Raw genomic sequence first — 16,144 nt, 5'->3', positions numbered from 1 at the left:
GCACATTCCGTGCAGCCCTCAATTCCATCAGAACTTGATGAAATGCTTGCGGTAATGCTGCAGCTCGGCGATCGATTCACGGATGTCGTCGAGGGCCAGGTGAGTGCTGCCCTTTTTGAAGCTGTCGCGCACGTCCGGCGCCCAGCGCGCGGCCAACTCTTTCAGAGTCGAGACGTCGAGGTTGCGGTAGTGGAAAAAGCTTTCCAGGGATTTCATGTGGGTATAGAGGAAACGACGGTCCTGGCAGATGCTATTGCCGCAGATCGGCGACTTGCCTTTCGGCACCCACTTTTCCAGGAAGGCGATGGTTTCGGCTTCGGCTTCGGCCATGCTGATACGGCTGTCGCGCACCCGCTGGGTCAGCCCGGAGCCGCCGTGTTGACGGGTGTTCCACTCGTCCATGCCAGCGAGGATTTCGTCGCTGTGGTGAATAGCGATCACCGGACCTTCGGCCAAGGTGTTCAGGTCACTGTCGGTGACGATGGTGGCCATCTCGATGATGACGTCGGTATCAGGGTTCAGACCGGTCATTTCCAGGTCGATCCAGATCAGATTCTGTGGGTTTTGCATGTGTCGGCTCCTAGGCAATGCTGCGCAGTTTAGCCTAGGGCGGCGGCCGGGCGTGCTAAACTCGCGGCCGTTTTACCTAATCGCTGCATTCTTGATACGGAACACCCATGGCCAAACGCCAACTCAATCGTCGTCAAAACTGGCGCATCGAAAAGATTCAGGGCGAACGCGCTGCCCGCGCCGCCAAACGCGAGTCCTCGGCTGTCGAGGCACTTGAGGGTGGCGATCTGGGTCCGGAACAAACCGGCCTGGTGATCGCGCACTTCGGTGTACAGGTCGAAGTCGAAGCCCTAGATGGCGATTTGGCCGGCCAGGTGTTCCGCTGTCACTTGCGCGCCAACCTGCCGGCGCTGGTGACCGGCGATCAGGTGGTCTGGCGTGCCGGCAACCAGGGCATCGGGGTGATCGTGGCGCAACTGCCGCGTAAAACCGAACTCTGCCGCCCGGACAGCCGTGGTCAGCTCAAGCCTGTAGCCGCCAACGTCGACATGATCGTCATCGTCTTCGCGCCGCTGCCCGAGCCTCACGCCAACTTGATCGACCGTTATTTGGTTGCTGCAGAGCACGCCGGCATTCGGCCACTGCTGTTGCTCAACAAGTTCGACTTGATCGACGAGCAAAACGCCCCGGCGTTAAATGCCTTGCTGGCGGTTTACCGCACGCTGGGTTACCCGGTGCAGGAGGTTTCGGCGCACCACGGCAACGGCATGGAACAACTTCAAAAACAATTGGACGGACGCATCAGTGTGTTCGTCGGCCAGTCCGGCGTCGGCAAATCCTCGTTGGTCAACAGCCTGTTGCCTGAAGTCGAAGCCCGTGTCGGCCCGCTGTCCGAGCTGTCCGGCCAGGGCACTCACACCACCACTACCGCGCGGTTGTTCCACTTCCCCGGTGGCGGTGAGTTGATCGACTCTCCGGGTATTCGCGAATTCGGCCTGGGCCACGTCAGCCGTGCCGACGTCGAAGCCGGCTTCATCGAATTCAACGACCTGATCGGCACCTGCCGCTTTCGCGACTGCAAGCACGACCGCGAACCGGGTTGCGCCCTGCTCAAGGCTCTGGAAGAGGGCCGCGTGCAGCAGCAACGGATGAACAGTTATCGGTCGATCATTGCTAGCCTGCCGGAAACCAGCTATTAAGTAGCCTTGATCATTTTCGTGGTACCACGGAAATGATCAGCAGCATCTAGCAGAAATAAAAAAGCCGCGATCATCTCGCGGCTTTTTTTGGTTTCAGGATCCTGCTTTTTCCAGCTTCCAGCCCAGAGCGTCCAAGGCGTCACAGCCATCCTGAATCAACATGTGTGCAACGTTGGCGAAATGCTCCAGGTCGTGACCTTCGGCGTCTTTGACGCACAGGCAGGTGACGCTGTTGAGCAGGTTACGTGCGGCTTTGAGTCGGTGGACGGCGGTTTCAAGAAGATCGGAAGCGCGCGCTTCGGTGTCGATGTACAGCGTCGGGCCGACACTGAAGTTGCCTTGGAGCGGGTGGTACTTAGCCATGGTTAAAAACTCCGGATACGTTCGAGAGATTTCATCTGTATGTAGACCGGCTAAGATCGGTCGCCACGTTGGCAGCAACAGTGGAACTATAGGCAGATGCTTGCGCGACTGAGAACCCAGGCGTGAAATTTCAGATCATTCCTACAGCTATTGAGCAAACGCGACCCCCTCGAAAGCGCCGACACGGCATGACGACGCAGCAGCAGGTTCCACCCTCAGCTCTTAACATCAATGTGAGCGTGCATACCGGCAAGAAAATTCTCAGGCAAAAGCACGTTACTCAAAGAGAACCGTTGGTTTCTTTCTTTCAGATTTATCACAAGCGACCTGAAAAACGGATTGCGCCGAACTCGAATTGACTGGATATCTTCGTATCGAATGAGGTCTTGACGTTCATAACCAGCAGCCTCGTCACGGAAACTAAGTCCTTCCGGGACGATTGAGATGCTGACTTTGTGGTCGCGTTTTGCGAAATTGCAGATAACGAAAAACATTATGCTTATTAACACTGACAAACCAAATGGCCAACCCGCGAGATAGCTTACTAGCGGAAGAAATGGGAAAAATATAAGCGTGAACATCGCCGTAGTCACGGCGTAACTCACAACAGCCCAGGACATAATGCCAAAGCCAACTTTTGCATTCCATACAGCTTTCATTACTACTCCTTTTCGCATCAATGGTTTAAAGCGATTTTAGTTTAGAAAATATTGCGTGACCCTAGTACACGCACCAGCCATCGGTATTCAGGCACTGGCTTTCTGCATGCATTCGAGATCAACAAGCCTTGTCGTAGGGCCGTTAGCTTTTAAGCGTTCGGTTACAACTTTGGGCCACAGGTTGCGGGAGCGGCGCTTGGCGATGCTGTAGGTGAGTTCTTGAATGCGACAGGTGGGATAAAAGCAGAGATCAAGCACCAAGCTCAGAACGTCGATACCACGCAGATAGTTTTTACCTCCGCTCTCTTGCTTGGTCTGTTTTATCCGCTCCAGTGTTTGCTTGAAGCTGTCGCTCATTCTGGGCCGCACGGATAACTGACTTTGTACAAATGCGTCTGACTCACTGTGATTACCGTGTTCATCGAAATAGGGACCATTGTTCATATAGGAACGGATGTACTCCCAAAAGCCTTTCTGCATCGCTAGTGATTTACCAAAGGGCGCACCGAGGCTGACCATCAACGCCGTTTCCGGTTTTTCGAAGCTGTGCACCCGAATTTCCAGCGATGCGCTTTGCATGCCACCCATGTGGGGGGCGACTAGCTGAAACTCATTGGCTACGGCAGAGATGCCTTCCCACGGGGTGTGGAACAGTTCGCCGTCGTGATCGAAGTAAACTTCGCGGGTGCGACGGTTAAAAAGAATGGGGAGGGGCAACGGACGCGAGATCTCCCAAAGGAAGGGCACCAGAAACAAAGTAAAACCGAGAACAAGCATCATGTAATCAAAGACACCTTGCATCATCAGCGTTAGGGTAAACCCTATCGATGCGCAGCCACCTATTCCGCCAAATACACCCGTCCACAACCCTCGAGACGAATCACCTCCTGATTGCAATGCCAAATAATGCTCGGTGTGTTCATCGGTAATAAACAGCTCCATCGGCTGTTCGCCAGTGGGCTTGTTCGATTCAAGCGCGACGGTGGGCGTAGAACTGTAACGTGGTTCTTCTGGCATATTCATATCCATGCTCGTTCCATGATTTTTACTGCTGGCAGCGTCAACCCTTCTTGCGGGGAATAGATCAACTCGCCCTCGATACGCTTCAAGTCCCGCACTCCATTCTCATGGTACACACGGCGATAAGGAGTGATGCCAACGGGCACAGGAATGCGACTGCCACTATGTAGAGCAAAGTCTTTGCCCGTCCATTCGACCTTTTTAATTTGCTCAGAGTGATAGCCGAGCGTATCACCCCACACTTCGATGCCCTTGAAGTGAATCATGGCGTCGGTCAGCGGTACGTTTTCACCCGGCAGTTTCAGCATCAGGTAGGTAGAGGTGACCTGTCCTTGGTAAGGATGTATTTCCGCCAATCGGTGAGCATCAAAAGCGATGGGAAACAAAATGGGGTACAGCATATCCATGGACAGGGTGTAGCTGTTCGACCAGGTGTCGTCTGGACGGATCCCAAAACGACTGTTTTTTACCCACTGCTCCAGAGGCGTGTCTGCTGTATAGAGTCGGGCAATAACCCCCGTGACAATCACCAAGGTAAGGCCAAGTATTTTTATGGCCACATGTGGTGCAACATTCATCCCCCCTGCAATGGCCGCAGCCTCACCGACCATCACGGCGACTTGTGCGGTACGGTAAGCGCGGAAAAGTTTTACATAGAGCACGATGCCGGCCACTTCGGCGCTGACGATAGTCAAATTTGTCGCCATGGTGTCGAAATCGCCCTTTTGGTACGCCTCAAAGGCTTCTATCCCATATAAAACAACGTCGAAGGCCAGCACGGCGACTTGGGCCCCCGCAGTAATAGCTGCACGCCCCAAGGTTTTAATTAGCAATAGCCATGACGAAACTGAAAACCGCCCACTTTGGCGGACAGCCGTTTCCCAATTAACTTCGCCGACTCGCTGCCATACTGCGGCGCCTGCTGCTGCAACGCCAAACGCAGCCCCGGCCGCACCAAGTCTGCTTTTGGTGGTTTGATTCTCAGCAAGCTGCCCCGTCGCCCAAACAAAATTCACTCCCGCCACCAGCGTCACAATCGACTTGATCGGCGCTTTACTCAGCACGCCTTTCAAATCAAACACTCCGCTCAGCTCAACCCCTGCAGCCAGATTCACCGGCAACGGTGGCAGCTTGGCGCTGGCCGGGACCAAATGCATGAACGGGATACCGTCAGCCACCCCGCTGGCCAGTGGTGCGACATTTAATTGAGCAGGCATTGACTGGCGAGTCCCCATCAAATCGCTGTACCACTCGCCTAACTGACGCGATGTGACGCCCGAGGTCTGGATGCGCTGATCGCTGCGTGCCAGCGCCGCCGCCATGTACAAATACCCGGCTGTGCCGGTGGCCCTTTCACCCTGATGCAATTGCAGCCCAGCCACCGGGGCGATGGACAGAAATAGGGCCTCAATGCTTGAGGCCGGCTTGTGTTGCTTCAGTTTGTCGGCGGTCTTGTTCAACGCATCGGCATAACCAAAGGCTCTGGCGAGTTTGCTGGCGCCCTCTTGCAGGGACGCGGTGTTGTCGCGGGCCACATCACTGACGTCCACTAGGTATTTGATTTCGCCTACACCCAGCCGTGACGGCAACCCAAGCAATGCCCAAAGTAGCCATGGCTTTCCGGCCTTGCCACCCTCCAGACTGAGGGTAATGGCCTCGGCCCCAACGCTGGTACTGGCCGGCCCCATGCAAGCCGCTGCGAAATGCAATTCCAGCGCCTCACGGGCCATCGACTGGGTAATGTCAAAATGGCCGCAAGCCGTGTCCATGCTCGACGGTCCAGCCAATTGCAGGGTGTTGAACCACGCCACCCAGAGTTGGGCCAGACGCCGCGTGTCGGCGGTATACCGGTCGTTCTGGGTTTCTTGATCTTTCCACGCCCGCTGAAGTTCGTCATAGCGAGTGATGGACGGCAACTGTGCCTTCAGTTGGCGGTCGCCTTCACTCAGTGACTTGATGACACTGGCCATCGCCCACGTTTCAGCGTGATGTTCCTGGTAACTGTCGAACGCTTCTTTACGCACACGCATCAGCGCGGCAAGGTCGAGTAGCACGCCCCATGCATCATCAATGACGGCGTAGGTCTGCTGTTCGCAACGCCCCATCTGTTTGAGCACTTTCAACCAGTCGGGTGCGTGCTCCGTCTCGGGCTCCGCGCTCCAGCCGTAGCTCGTCGCATCGTTATATTCGCCAATCTGCTTGGCGACGGCGTCGACCTTGCCACTGAACGGCGCAACACCCGGCACAAAACTGCGCATGATGCGCTGACGCACGGCGGGGTCTTTTCTGGCGGCCTGGTACTGCGCCTCTCTCCAACGGACGGGCGACCAGACCAATCCGGCAGGGTCGCCCGCTCTTAACACCAGATGCGGTTTGACCCGGGTGTCGATCACCCTGCCCGCACGCGGGGTTTGGGTGAGCTGAGCTTTTTCGACCTGATACTCCACCAACTTGGGTGGACTGCTCTCCCAGACGTAGAGCCAACCGTCGCGCAACAAACGCGAGGTGTAATTGAGCGCATGACCGGTCAAGTCAGGATTTCGAGGCCCCAACTCGGGAAACGAGCCGCTCAACGCTGGCAAGTCGTAGGCCTCGGTATCGACAGCGACGGTTGGGCCGAGAGCGTATCGCAGAGGCAAAACCGCAGCGAACAGCGGGCAGGTTCCAACGCGGATTTTATTCTGGGCACTCATGGTTTTCTCTCCGGGTTGGCGGGAAGGCTCAGAGCATGCAGAAGCAGATCAGGCAGGTTGATTTGCGCGGCCAGACCTTTATTGGCCGGTGCTGAGTCGAATTCCGGTGCTTCGTTTTCCCAAGCGCACACCGGCGCGTTGCCATGGCGTAGCCAGACGCTTTCCACACCAAACCAAAAACCTGCTGGCCATTGCGCCCCGGCCAACCAAGCGCGTCGTAGAGCCGAGCCATCCGCCAGACGCAGCCATAGCTCTCGCTGGTATTCATCAAAAATGCGCAACCGACGTTGCAGGATCGGTAGCCATTGTTGGGCACTTTGTGAAGAAGCCAGCCAAACACCGTGTTGCAAGTCAGAGCCACCCCACCATGCGGCGTAGGCAGCGCTACCCAGTGAGGCATTGAGCAGAAATGGCCCCGCTGCGCCAATCCGCTCGTAGGCGGTCCCCTTGAAAAGCGATTGAGGAGCGTCCGCGCCGTAGTGCTGGTGAAGCCAATCGATAGCGTCCTCATACTGGGAACCGTCAAGCAGGAGCAGGCCTTTGTTCGGGGTGATCGGGGTCATGCTTTAGCCCTCCCTGTTAACTGATGTTCCGGGGCGGCATCGCATACCGGGCAAATGCCAGAATCAGCCTCACGAAAGACGATGTTCTGTTTGAGCAGGGCTTCCATGGGGAGGGTGTCGATAACCACTGCCTCGGCAGCTTGGGGAACTACTGACAGTGCCGCCTGCCCGGGCAGGCCCGCGACCGGTGAACCACCCTCGACAATGGCCACGCTGCTGAAAATCCCGCCGGCGTTGATCACGATGTGGTGACCACCCGCCGTGAGCGTCAAGCTCATCCCCGCATCGATCACCACGTTGGCAGCGGTGACGTGGGCTTGCGAACCGGCCTGAATCACCAGCGTGCCGCCTGCCGTCGTGCTGCTGTTGCCGGAGATGGTGATCAGTTCGTTGCCGCCGATCACCGTGTTGCGCACGCCTTGGGTGGTGTGCAACTCGTCGCCCTTGATCAGGCTGGCGCTGTGGTGGTCGACCTGTTCGAAACGGTCGTTGCTGATCAGGCTGTGGCTGTCGCGGGTGATCTGTTCGCGACGGTCGTTACCGATTTTGGTGTCGCTGTCATTGAGGATCAGTTGCTCGAGGTCGCGCTGGGCACGCAAGTAGATTTGTTCCTGCCCGGCGCGGTCTTCAAGCGACAGCTCGTTGTAACCCCCGGTGTGCGGGGAGCTGTGGCTACGCAAGACAGTTTTGGTTTTGTGCTCCGGTAAGGAATGCGCTGCGGAGTTGACGTTGTTGACCACACACCCGGTGATCAACGGTTGGTCGGGATCGCCTTCCAGATAGGTCACCACCACTTCCATACCGATACGCGGAATGGTCACCGCGCCAAAGTTTTCGCCCGCCCAACTGGAGGAAACCCGCAGCCAGCAGCTGCTTTTTTCACTGTTGAGTTCGGCCCGATCCCATGGCAGCTCGACCTTCACACGACCAAATTCGTCGCAATATATCTCTTCGCCGACCGGCCCGGTGACGCGGGCGGTCTGGCTGACCAGCACGGTGTTGCGCGGGCGCAACGGCGGACGGTAGAACACATCCCAGGGAATGGCGCTGAAGCTGTTGCGATAGCCTTGGGTAAAGCCGTCTTCGGGTTTGACGTCGCTGGTGATGGCCTCTTCCAGTGACTGAGGTTGCTTGCCAACGTGGGTAACGCTGAGCAACAACCACAAATCGTTGCAGGCTTTACGTGGGTGGTCGATCAGGTCGAACAAGTGACCACCGCGCAGCGTCGGTTGATCGCTGCTGCCCTCGGCCAACTGGTAATCGGTGCGGTGCCGCTCCAACGCCTGGCGCGCGAGTTGTTTGCCGCGTTTTTCGTTCTCGATGAACACCGGGTAACGATAGTCTTCGAGCTCTGGGCTGAACTCGGCGGTGAAGCGGCTTTCCAGCAACAGGCTGGGCCGCTTCAAGTCATAGTCCCGGCGCGTAACCGTGCTGGTCCGAGTGCGAAAACGCATGGAAAACTGGCTGACCACCGGGTGCTCCGCCACCATGCCGGAGTCTTGCTGATAAGGGGTTTCGCCCAGTTTGGGGAACCAGGTCTGGTCGTCGCTGAACACCAGCAGATGACCGTCTGGCGAATGCTGGTGATGCCAGGCGATGCCGTCCTCGGCACACAGACGCTGGACTAGCTCGAAATCGCTTTCCCCATATTGCGTGCAGTATTCGCGCTCGGGGCTGGTGCTGACATGGAAGGTAAACGCATCGGCCTGAATGCCGTGGCCTTTGAGCACCTGAGCGATGATTTGCGGCACCGTCAGGCGTTGGAAAATCCGTTGATTGTGGCTGAACTGCAAATAGTGCAGCGCCGGCACCAGGGTCAGGTGATAACGGGTCAGACGCTTGCCTGCCTCACCGACGAATACGTCTTCGATCCGGCCATGAAGGCCTTCGCCGTTAAGACCGAACTGGAGAAACGCGGGCTGGCTGAGCAGACTTTCGAGATCAAAATCCGGGTGTTCGCTGACCAGTTCAACGTGGATCGCGTACAAGGCGCTGATGGCCTCAACACCGTCAAAGGCGAGCACTTTGAAATCGTTACGAACAGCGGGGATGTGCAGCGCGAAGTGCGCCGTATTGGCCGACCGGAACATACGCTTTTCCTTAAGCAGAGAGGAAATGAAGCACGATGTCCAAACCACCCATGGTCTGTGCACGCGAAATTGGCGGGCACCCTACCAAGACAGGAAAAGGATAGATGTAGGACTGGTCTTTGAACCCAGAGGGAATCTTCTCTATTGAGAATCAGCCTCTCAATGAACGGCAAAATACCGATTAGTAGGATCCCACCCCCGAGACAGCAGGCACAAAAAAGCCGACATCGCTGTCGGCTTTTTCGTGGGTCACTGCTTCGGCGGCTCACCCGGTTTCGGCGCCGGATCCTCGAACAGATTCAAGCGCTCACGAAGCTCATGCGCCGGCAACGGCTCTTTATCCGCCGGCAACGCATTCGGGTCGGCTGGCGTCGCGGGTACTTCACCCGGGCCGCCCTGCCCTTGCATCGGCGCTGGTTCTGGAGCCGGTTCCGTTCCTTGCGAACCTTCGATGGCACGCTGGGCTTTCTTGGTCAGCACCACGATGTCGATACGGCGGTTGACCGGATTGAACGGATCCTCGCGATCAAACAGTGCTGACGAGGCATAACCGACGACCCGCGCCACCTGTGCATCCGGATAGCTGCCAGCGATCAGCGCACGACGTGCCGCGTTTGCACGGCTGGACGAGAGCTCCCAGTTACCGAAATCACCCGTGCTCGAATACGGCTTGGCATCGGTATGGCCGCTGATGCTGATCTTGTTCGGCACCGCTTTGATGGTGTCGGCCATGGCCAGCAGGATGTCTTCGAAGTACGGCTTCAGACGTGCACTGCCCGAGTCGAACATCGGCCGGTTTTCGGCGTCCACGATCTGGATGCGCAAACCGTCCGGCGTGATTTCGAACAGGATCTGGTCTTTGAATTTTTTGAGTTGCGGATTCTCTTCGACCTTGTTCTGCAGTTCTTGCAGCAACAGTTCGAGACGTTCCTTCTCAACCTGCTCGGCCATGCCTTCAACCTGTTCGGTGTCGATGGTTACCTTGTCCGGCTGCGGTTGAGATTTCACCTCGGGGTTGAGGGTGCTCTCCGGCGCCAGGGTCGGCGTGCCGCCCAGGTCGATGATGTACGGCGTGCCACTTTCGGAAAAGCCGACCGGGTCCTTGAAGTAACCGGCGATGGCGATCTTCTGTTCAGGTGTTGCAGTGGACAGCAGCCACAACACCAGGAAGAACGCCATCATCGCCGTCGCAAAGTCCGCGAAGGCGATTTTCCAGGCGCCCCCGTGATGCCCGCCGGCGATGCGCTTGACGCGCTTGATGATTATCGGCTGGTTATTTTCCATGGCTTAGCGACCGCGAACCGCTTGTTCCAGCTCAGCAAAGCTAGGACGGTGCGCCGGGTACAGAACCTTGCGGCCGAACTCTACCGCCAGCGACGGCGGCATGCCCGAAGCGGAAGCCACCAACGAGGCCTTGATGGCTTCGTAGACGTTCAGCTCTTCCTTGGCATCGTGGCCCAGGGAAGTGGCCAATGGGCCGAAGAAGCCGTATGCCGCGAGAATACCGAAGAAGGTACCGACCAGGGCTGCACCCACGTGCAGACCGATGGATTTCTGGTCGCCTTCGCCAAGGGACGCCATGGTCACCACGATACCCAGTACCGCCGCAACGATACCGAAACCTGGCATGGCGTCGGCAATGCCGTTCACCGCGTGGGCAGGGTGTTCCAGGTCTTCCTTGAGGCTGTAGAGTTCCATGTCGAACAGGCCTTCCAGCTCATGGGGAGCCATGTTGCCGGAGGACATGATGCGCAGGTAATCACAGATGAACGCGGTCATGCGGTCATCTTTAAGCACCGCCGGATACTTGGCGAAGATCGGGCTCGCGGCGGCGTCTTCGATGTCGCCCTCGATAGCCATCATGCCTTCGCGGCGGCTCTTGTTGAGGATCTCGTAGATCAGGCCCAACACTTCCAGATAGAACGTGTGGTTGAAACGCGAAGTGAACATGCCCAAGGATTTCTTGAGCACGTGCATGGTCATGTAACTGGGGTTGGCCTGCAAAAATGCACCGAGTGCCGCACCACCAATAATCAGCACCTCGAAGGGCTGAATCAGGGCGGCAATTTTGCCGTGGGAGAGCACGTATCCGCCGAGTACACTCGCGAATACGACAATGATGCCGATTATTTTAGCCATAGGTAGGAGAGCACTTACTGAGTCGGGTTCAAGGTCATATTCGGAAGTTGAAAAATCTCTTCTTCTACTTATCGGCAAAACTGCGCCAGACTATAGCCAGTTCAGGCGAAAAGCCAATTTGGCCCGCTCCGGGCATAGGTAATGCAGACGATGATCGCGTCCAACCATGGCTAACGAAACGAACGTACCAACGCCAAAACCAACCACTCTCGAAGGCTGGGTCAAGCTTCTCGATGGCGTGCGCCTGCCGGTTCCGCAAGCCAGTCACGACCGTGTCTGCAAGGCCATCGCCAACAGTCGCAGCTCCCTGCGCGATATCGCCGAACTGATACAGGACAGCCCGGCGCTGGCCTTGAGCGTGATTCGCGAAGCCAATCGCCATACCCATGGCAGCATGACCGAGCCTGCGGAAAATCTTGAGGTGGCGATCAATCGCCTCGGTTTGACGCGCACCGAAGAACTGCTCGCCCGCCTGCCCGCCGAACCTGAGTCAGACATTCCGCTGGCCCTGCGTCAGCTGCAACTGATCAGCCAGCACGCGACCCAACAGGCCAACGGTTTTTTCGCCAGTCGCCTGGCGCGGCTGTGGCAGGACATCCACTGGGGCAGCCTGCTGTTTCTCTCGCCGCTGTGGCCCATGGCGTTGACCCATCCGCAGTTGCTCGAAGAGTGGGAGCTGCGGGTCATCCACAAAGGCGAATCGGCGCGCAAAGTCGAAAAGCAATTGTTCGGCGCGCGCCTGCTGGAAATCTGCCTGGCGCTCGTGGACATCTGGCGCCTGCCTATCTGGGTGCATCAGGGTTACCGGCTGCTGCTCAACGAGCAGCGTGAGCTGGTGAAAGTGCTGCGCATCGCGCGCGACAGTGAGCACCCATTACGCCAGCAGAACCGCCTCGATAACGATCCAACCCTGCGCCGCTGGCTCAATCAACCGGCCAATACGGTGCTGCTGGCCAACGGCCTGGCGCTGTCGGCGCAACAGGCCTGGGACAGTCCGCACAGTAAACGCTGGCAGTACCTGACCAGCCTTTACCTGCAAATGCCGATGGACGAAGTGCAGCAGCAGTTGCACCAACAGGCCGCCAACAGCGCCCGCCATCACGCCATGCCAGACCTTTGGCACCCGGCCGTTTCACTGATCTGGCCGTGGGGTATGAACCGCGTTCACGCTGGATTGTTGCCGGCCCCGGCACCGACTGCCGAAGACCTGGCGAAATGGCGCAGACAATGTGCCGAGCTGCTGGTTGAGCCGAGTCGCTTCACCAATGCCATGCACTTGACCACGTCAGCCCGGGACGCGCTGGTCGCGTGCGGCATGCGTCGAGTGATGATCCTGATGGCCGACCGCACCCATGACAATCTGCGAGTGCACCAGACGGCCGGGCTGCCAAAAGAAGCGGCCGGTCTGAACCTTGTCGTCAGCCAAAGCGCCGTGCTGCAACGCCTGCTCTCGCAGCAGGCCCAGATACGCCTGACGCCGACCAACAACGCACAATTTTGCGCCCTGTTGCCGGCCAGCCTGCGCTCACAGTTCGGCGGCGAACACTTGCTGTTGCGGTCATTGGTCAATAATGGCCGAGTGATCATGATTGTGGTGGCGGACCAGGGCGGCGGGCCGTTCTCGGAAATCACCGTGCAAGCATTCGGCAAAACCGCGCAGTGCATCGAAAAGGCACTGCACAGCTTTAGTCACCGCGGCCAATGACGCTGCTATACAATCGTCCCTTTTGTGCTCTGGAGACCTCACATGCCTGACTTCTCTGGCTTGCCGCTGGTGATCGAGCCGAGCGACTTGCTCCCTCGCCTCGACTCCCGCGAACTGATTCTGGTGGACCTGACCAGCAGCGCCCGCTATGCCGAAGGGCATATCCCCGGTGCGCGTTTTGTCGATCCGAAACGCACCCAACTCGGTCACGCACCCGCGCCGGGACTGATGCCGCCGCAAGCGGCCCTCGAAGCGTTGTTCGGCGAGTTGGGGCACAACCCTGATGCGGTCTATGTCGTCTATGACGATGAAGGCGGCGGTTGGGCCGGGCGCTTTATCTGGCTGCTGGATGTCATCGGCCACAGCAAGTACCACTATGTCGACGGCGGCCTGAAGGCCTGGCTGGCAGAAGGCTTGCCCATGTCGATCCAGATCCCGGCCGCAGTCGGCAGCCCGGTTGCGCTGACCCTGCACGATGAACCCACCGCCACCCGCGAATACTTGCAAAGCCGACTCGGTGCCGCCGACCTGGCGATCTGGGACGCGCGCGGGCCGCTGGAGTATTCCGGCGAGAAAGTGCTGGCGGCCAAGGCCGGGCACATTCCCGGCGCGGTCAATTTCGAATGGACCGCGGGCATGGATCAGGCGCGTAACCTGCGCATCCGCACCGACATGCCGCAGATCCTGGAAAAACTCGGGATCAGCAAAGACAAAGAAGTGATTACCCACTGCCAGACTCACCATCGTTCTGGCTTCACCTATCTGGTGGCCAAATCCCTCGGTTATCCGCGGGTCAAAGGCTACGCCGGTTCCTGGGGCGAATGGGGCAACCACCCCGATACGCCCGTAGAGATTTAAGGTTTTTAAGGACAGTTAATGAATAAGCGTTTGTTTATCCTCAGCCAATACCTGCTGCCCCATCACCTGCTGTCGCGACTGGCCGGCTGCATTGCCGAATGCCGCGTGCACTGGTTCAAGAACGCCTTCACCGCCTGGTTCGCCAAGCGTTATCAGGTGGATATGTCGCAGGCGCTGGTCGAAGACCTGACCGCCTATGAGCATTTCAATGCGTTCTTCACTCGCGCCTTGAAGGACGGCGCTCGCCCGCTGGACGAGACGCCAGGCGCGATCCTCAGCCCCGCCGACGGTGCGGTCAGCCAACTCGGCCCGATCGAACACGGTCGTGTGTTCCAGGCCAAGGGCCACAGTTTCAGCGTGCTGGAATTGCTGGGCGGCGATGCCGCCAACGCAGCGCCGTTCATGGGCGGTGATTTCGCGACTATTTATCTGTCGCCGAAGGACTACCACCGCGTGCACATGCCGCTGGCCGGCACCCTGCGCGAGATGGTCTACATCCCGGGCCGGATCTTCTCGGTCAACCAGACCACCGCCGAAAACGTTCCGGAACTGTTCGCCCGCAATGAGCGTGTAGCGTGCATTTTCGACACCGAGCGCGGGCCGATGGCCGTGGTGTTGGTGGGCGCGATGATTGTGGCGTCGATCGAAACCGTCTGGGCCGGGCTGGTCACGCCGCCAAAACGCGAGCTGAAAACCTTCCGCTACGACGAAGCTGCCCGCGCGCCGATCCATTTGGAGAAAGGTGCAGAACTGGGTCGCTTCAAACTGGGTTCGACCGCTGTCGTGCTGTTCGGGCCTGATCAAGTGAAGTGGGCTGAAGAACTGGCGGCCGGTTCACCCGTGCAGATGGGCCGGGGCATCGGCATGGCAAAAGCCTGATCACTGATCCGACCCCGCGAACTTCTTTGCGGGGCCGGACATTTCGGTGGCGTCGTTACTCTACCTGGCGACGGAAGCCGACAGGCCCTTCGTTGGCGTAGGTATTGGTGCCATCGACCAGCCGGCCACTGGAGGTAGCCAAAAACGACAACGCCGCAGTGAGCGGCGCCGAGGAAGACTTTGATTCGAGACGGCAAATACCTCAGAGCTGCCCGTCGCGATCCCTAAAACCCAGCAGATACAGCACGCCATCCAGCCCAAGGGTAGAAATCGCCTGCTTCGCCGACTGCTTGACCAGCGGTTTGGCGCGGAACGCCACGCCCAGCCCGGCAATCGCCAGCATCGGCAAATCGTTGGCACCGTCGCCGACCGCAATGGTCTGCTCCAGACGCAAACCTTCCTTGTGCGCCAGTTCCTTCAACAGATCCGCCTTGCGCTGCGCATCGACAATCGGTTCGACCGCAACACCGGTGACCTTGCCGTCGACCACTTCCAGTTCGTTGGCGAACACATAGTCGATACCCAACTTGGCCTGCAATTGCTTGGCGAAGTAGGTAAACCCGCCCGACAGGATGGCGGTCTTGTAGCCCAGACGCTTGAGTTCGGCGAACAGGGTTTCGGCCCCCTCGGTCAGACGCAGTGAGGCGCCGATGGAGTCCAGCACGCTGACATCCAACCCTTTCAACAAGGCCAGGCGCTCCTTGAAGCTGGCGCGGAAGTCCAATTCGCCGGCCATCGCCCGTTCAGTGATCGCAGACACCTGATCGCCCACGCCGGCAGCCTTAGCCAGTTCGTCGATGACTTCGGCTTCGATCAGCGTTGAGTCCATGTCGAACACCGCCAGGCGACGGTTACGACGGAACAGCGAATCTTCCTGGAAGGCGATGTCAACGTTCAGTTCCTGCGCGACGCTGAGGAATTCGGCCCGCAGCGCTTGCGGATCAGCCGCTTCACCACGAACGGAAAACTCGATGCAGCCCTTGCCCTGATCGGCCGGCGTGTCCAGCGGCATGCGCCCGGACAGACGATCGATGTGGTCGATGTTCAGGCCATACTTGGCGGTGATCGAACTCACGGCCTGCAATTGCCCGGCGGTCACTTTGCGGGTCAACAGGGTCACGATGTGGCGTTTCTTGCCCTGATTGCCAACCCACTGCTGGTAATCCTCTTCGGACACCGGCGTGAAACGCACCTGTTGGTCGAGCTTGTACGCGGTGAACAGGATGTCCTTGAGCACCGACTTGCCTTGCTCGGTGTCAGGAATTTCAACCAGGATGCCGAACGACAACGTGTCGTGGATCACCGCCTGACCGATGTCGAGAATGTTCACACCACCCTGGGCCAGAACGCCGGTAATGGCTGCAGTCAGACCCGGACGGTCGACTCCCGTGATGTTTATCAGGACGATTTCGCGCAAGGCGCACCCCCGCAGGTGGAAAAAAACCGCATTCTACCCACTTTCAGTG

14 protein-coding genes are annotated in these 16,144 nt (G+C 58.3%); 4 read left to right on the top strand and 10 right to left on the bottom strand.

Going from position 1 to position 16,144, the window contains the following annotated elements:
* Positions 1-27: 27 nt before the first annotated feature.
* Positions 28-570: an oligoribonuclease gene (gene orn, locus ACXPVS_RS10255; RefSeq protein WP_008035288.1), complete on the bottom strand. Its 543-nt coding sequence runs from the start codon at positions 568-570 to the stop codon at positions 28-30.
* Positions 571-677: 107 nt separating this feature from the next.
* Between orn and rsgA the strand changes: the two genes are divergently transcribed.
* Positions 678-1,709: a small ribosomal subunit biogenesis GTPase RsgA gene (gene rsgA, locus ACXPVS_RS10250; RefSeq protein WP_458509827.1), complete on the top strand. Its 1,032-nt coding sequence runs from the start codon at positions 678-680 to the stop codon at positions 1,707-1,709.
* Positions 1,710-1,802: 93 nt separating this feature from the next.
* On the opposite strand, the gene ACXPVS_RS10245 is transcribed toward rsgA, so the two are convergent.
* The 8 genes from ACXPVS_RS10245 to motA form a co-directional block, all read right to left on the bottom strand.
* Positions 1,803-2,072: a hypothetical protein gene (locus tag ACXPVS_RS10245; RefSeq protein WP_458509826.1), complete on the bottom strand. Its 270-nt coding sequence runs from the start codon at positions 2,070-2,072 to the stop codon at positions 1,803-1,805.
* A 215-nt stretch (positions 2,073-2,287) separates the two neighbouring features.
* Entirely contained in the window at positions 2,288-2,731 is a 444-nt protein-coding gene (locus tag ACXPVS_RS10240) for a hypothetical protein (protein WP_458509825.1), read from the bottom strand.
* A gap of 87 nt (positions 2,732-2,818) precedes the next feature.
* Positions 2,819-3,754 (bottom strand): hypothetical protein, encoded by a 936-nt coding sequence (locus tag ACXPVS_RS10235; protein WP_458509824.1) that lies wholly within the window; start codon positions 3,752-3,754, stop codon positions 2,819-2,821.
* Positions 3,751-6,444, bottom strand: coding sequence for a toxin VasX (locus tag ACXPVS_RS10230; protein WP_458509823.1), 2,694 nt, complete (start codon positions 6,442-6,444; stop codon positions 3,751-3,753). Before ACXPVS_RS10230 ends, ACXPVS_RS10235 begins: the two co-directional genes overlap by 4 nt.
* Positions 6,441-7,007, bottom strand: a complete 567-nt coding sequence (locus ACXPVS_RS10225) for a DUF4123 domain-containing protein (RefSeq protein ID WP_458509822.1) — start codon at positions 7,005-7,007, stop codon at positions 6,441-6,443. The genes ACXPVS_RS10230 and ACXPVS_RS10225 overlap by 4 nt, the downstream gene beginning before the upstream one ends.
* A complete protein-coding gene (tssI, locus tag ACXPVS_RS10220) occupies positions 7,004-9,097 on the bottom strand; it encodes a type VI secretion system tip protein TssI/VgrG (RefSeq protein ID WP_458509821.1) in 2,094 nt (697 codons plus the stop codon). Before tssI ends, ACXPVS_RS10225 begins: the two co-directional genes overlap by 4 nt.
* Positions 9,098-9,346: 249 nt before the next feature.
* Positions 9,347-10,381, bottom strand: coding sequence for a flagellar motor protein MotB (motB, locus tag ACXPVS_RS10215; RefSeq protein ID WP_458509820.1), 1,035 nt, complete (start codon positions 10,379-10,381; stop codon positions 9,347-9,349).
* 3 nt (positions 10,382-10,384) lie between these two features.
* Positions 10,385-11,236: a flagellar motor stator protein MotA gene (gene motA / locus ACXPVS_RS10210; protein WP_458509819.1), complete on the bottom strand. Its 852-nt coding sequence runs from the start codon at positions 11,234-11,236 to the stop codon at positions 10,385-10,387.
* Positions 11,237-11,402: 166 nt separating this feature from the next.
* Between motA and ACXPVS_RS10205 the strand changes: the two genes are divergently transcribed.
* From ACXPVS_RS10205 to asd, 3 genes are read left to right on the top strand one after another with little or no spacing between them, the layout of a single operon-like run.
* The gene (locus ACXPVS_RS10205) at positions 11,403-12,941 is read left to right on the top strand and encodes an HDOD domain-containing protein (RefSeq protein ID WP_458509818.1); all 1,539 of its coding nucleotides are present in this window, start codon (positions 11,403-11,405) and stop codon (positions 12,939-12,941) included.
* 42 nt (positions 12,942-12,983) lie between these two features.
* On the top strand, positions 12,984-13,799 hold the full coding sequence (locus ACXPVS_RS10200; protein WP_458509817.1) for a rhodanese-like domain-containing protein: 816 nt from the start codon (positions 12,984-12,986) through the stop codon (positions 13,797-13,799).
* Between the two features lie 18 nt (positions 13,800-13,817).
* Positions 13,818-14,678 (top strand): archaetidylserine decarboxylase, encoded by an 861-nt coding sequence (gene asd, locus ACXPVS_RS10195; protein ID WP_458509816.1) that lies wholly within the window; start codon positions 13,818-13,820, stop codon positions 14,676-14,678.
* 202 nt (positions 14,679-14,880) lie between these two features.
* Here asd and serB read toward each other — a convergent pair whose 3' ends face one another.
* Positions 14,881-16,095, bottom strand: coding sequence for a phosphoserine phosphatase SerB (gene serB / locus ACXPVS_RS10190; RefSeq protein WP_008153333.1), 1,215 nt, complete (start codon positions 16,093-16,095; stop codon positions 14,881-14,883).
* Positions 16,096-16,144 lie beyond the last annotated feature (49 nt).

This window comes from Pseudomonas sp. Ma2-10 (genome assembly GCF_054330215.1).
This window is presented reverse-complemented; position numbering and strand designations above follow the sequence as displayed.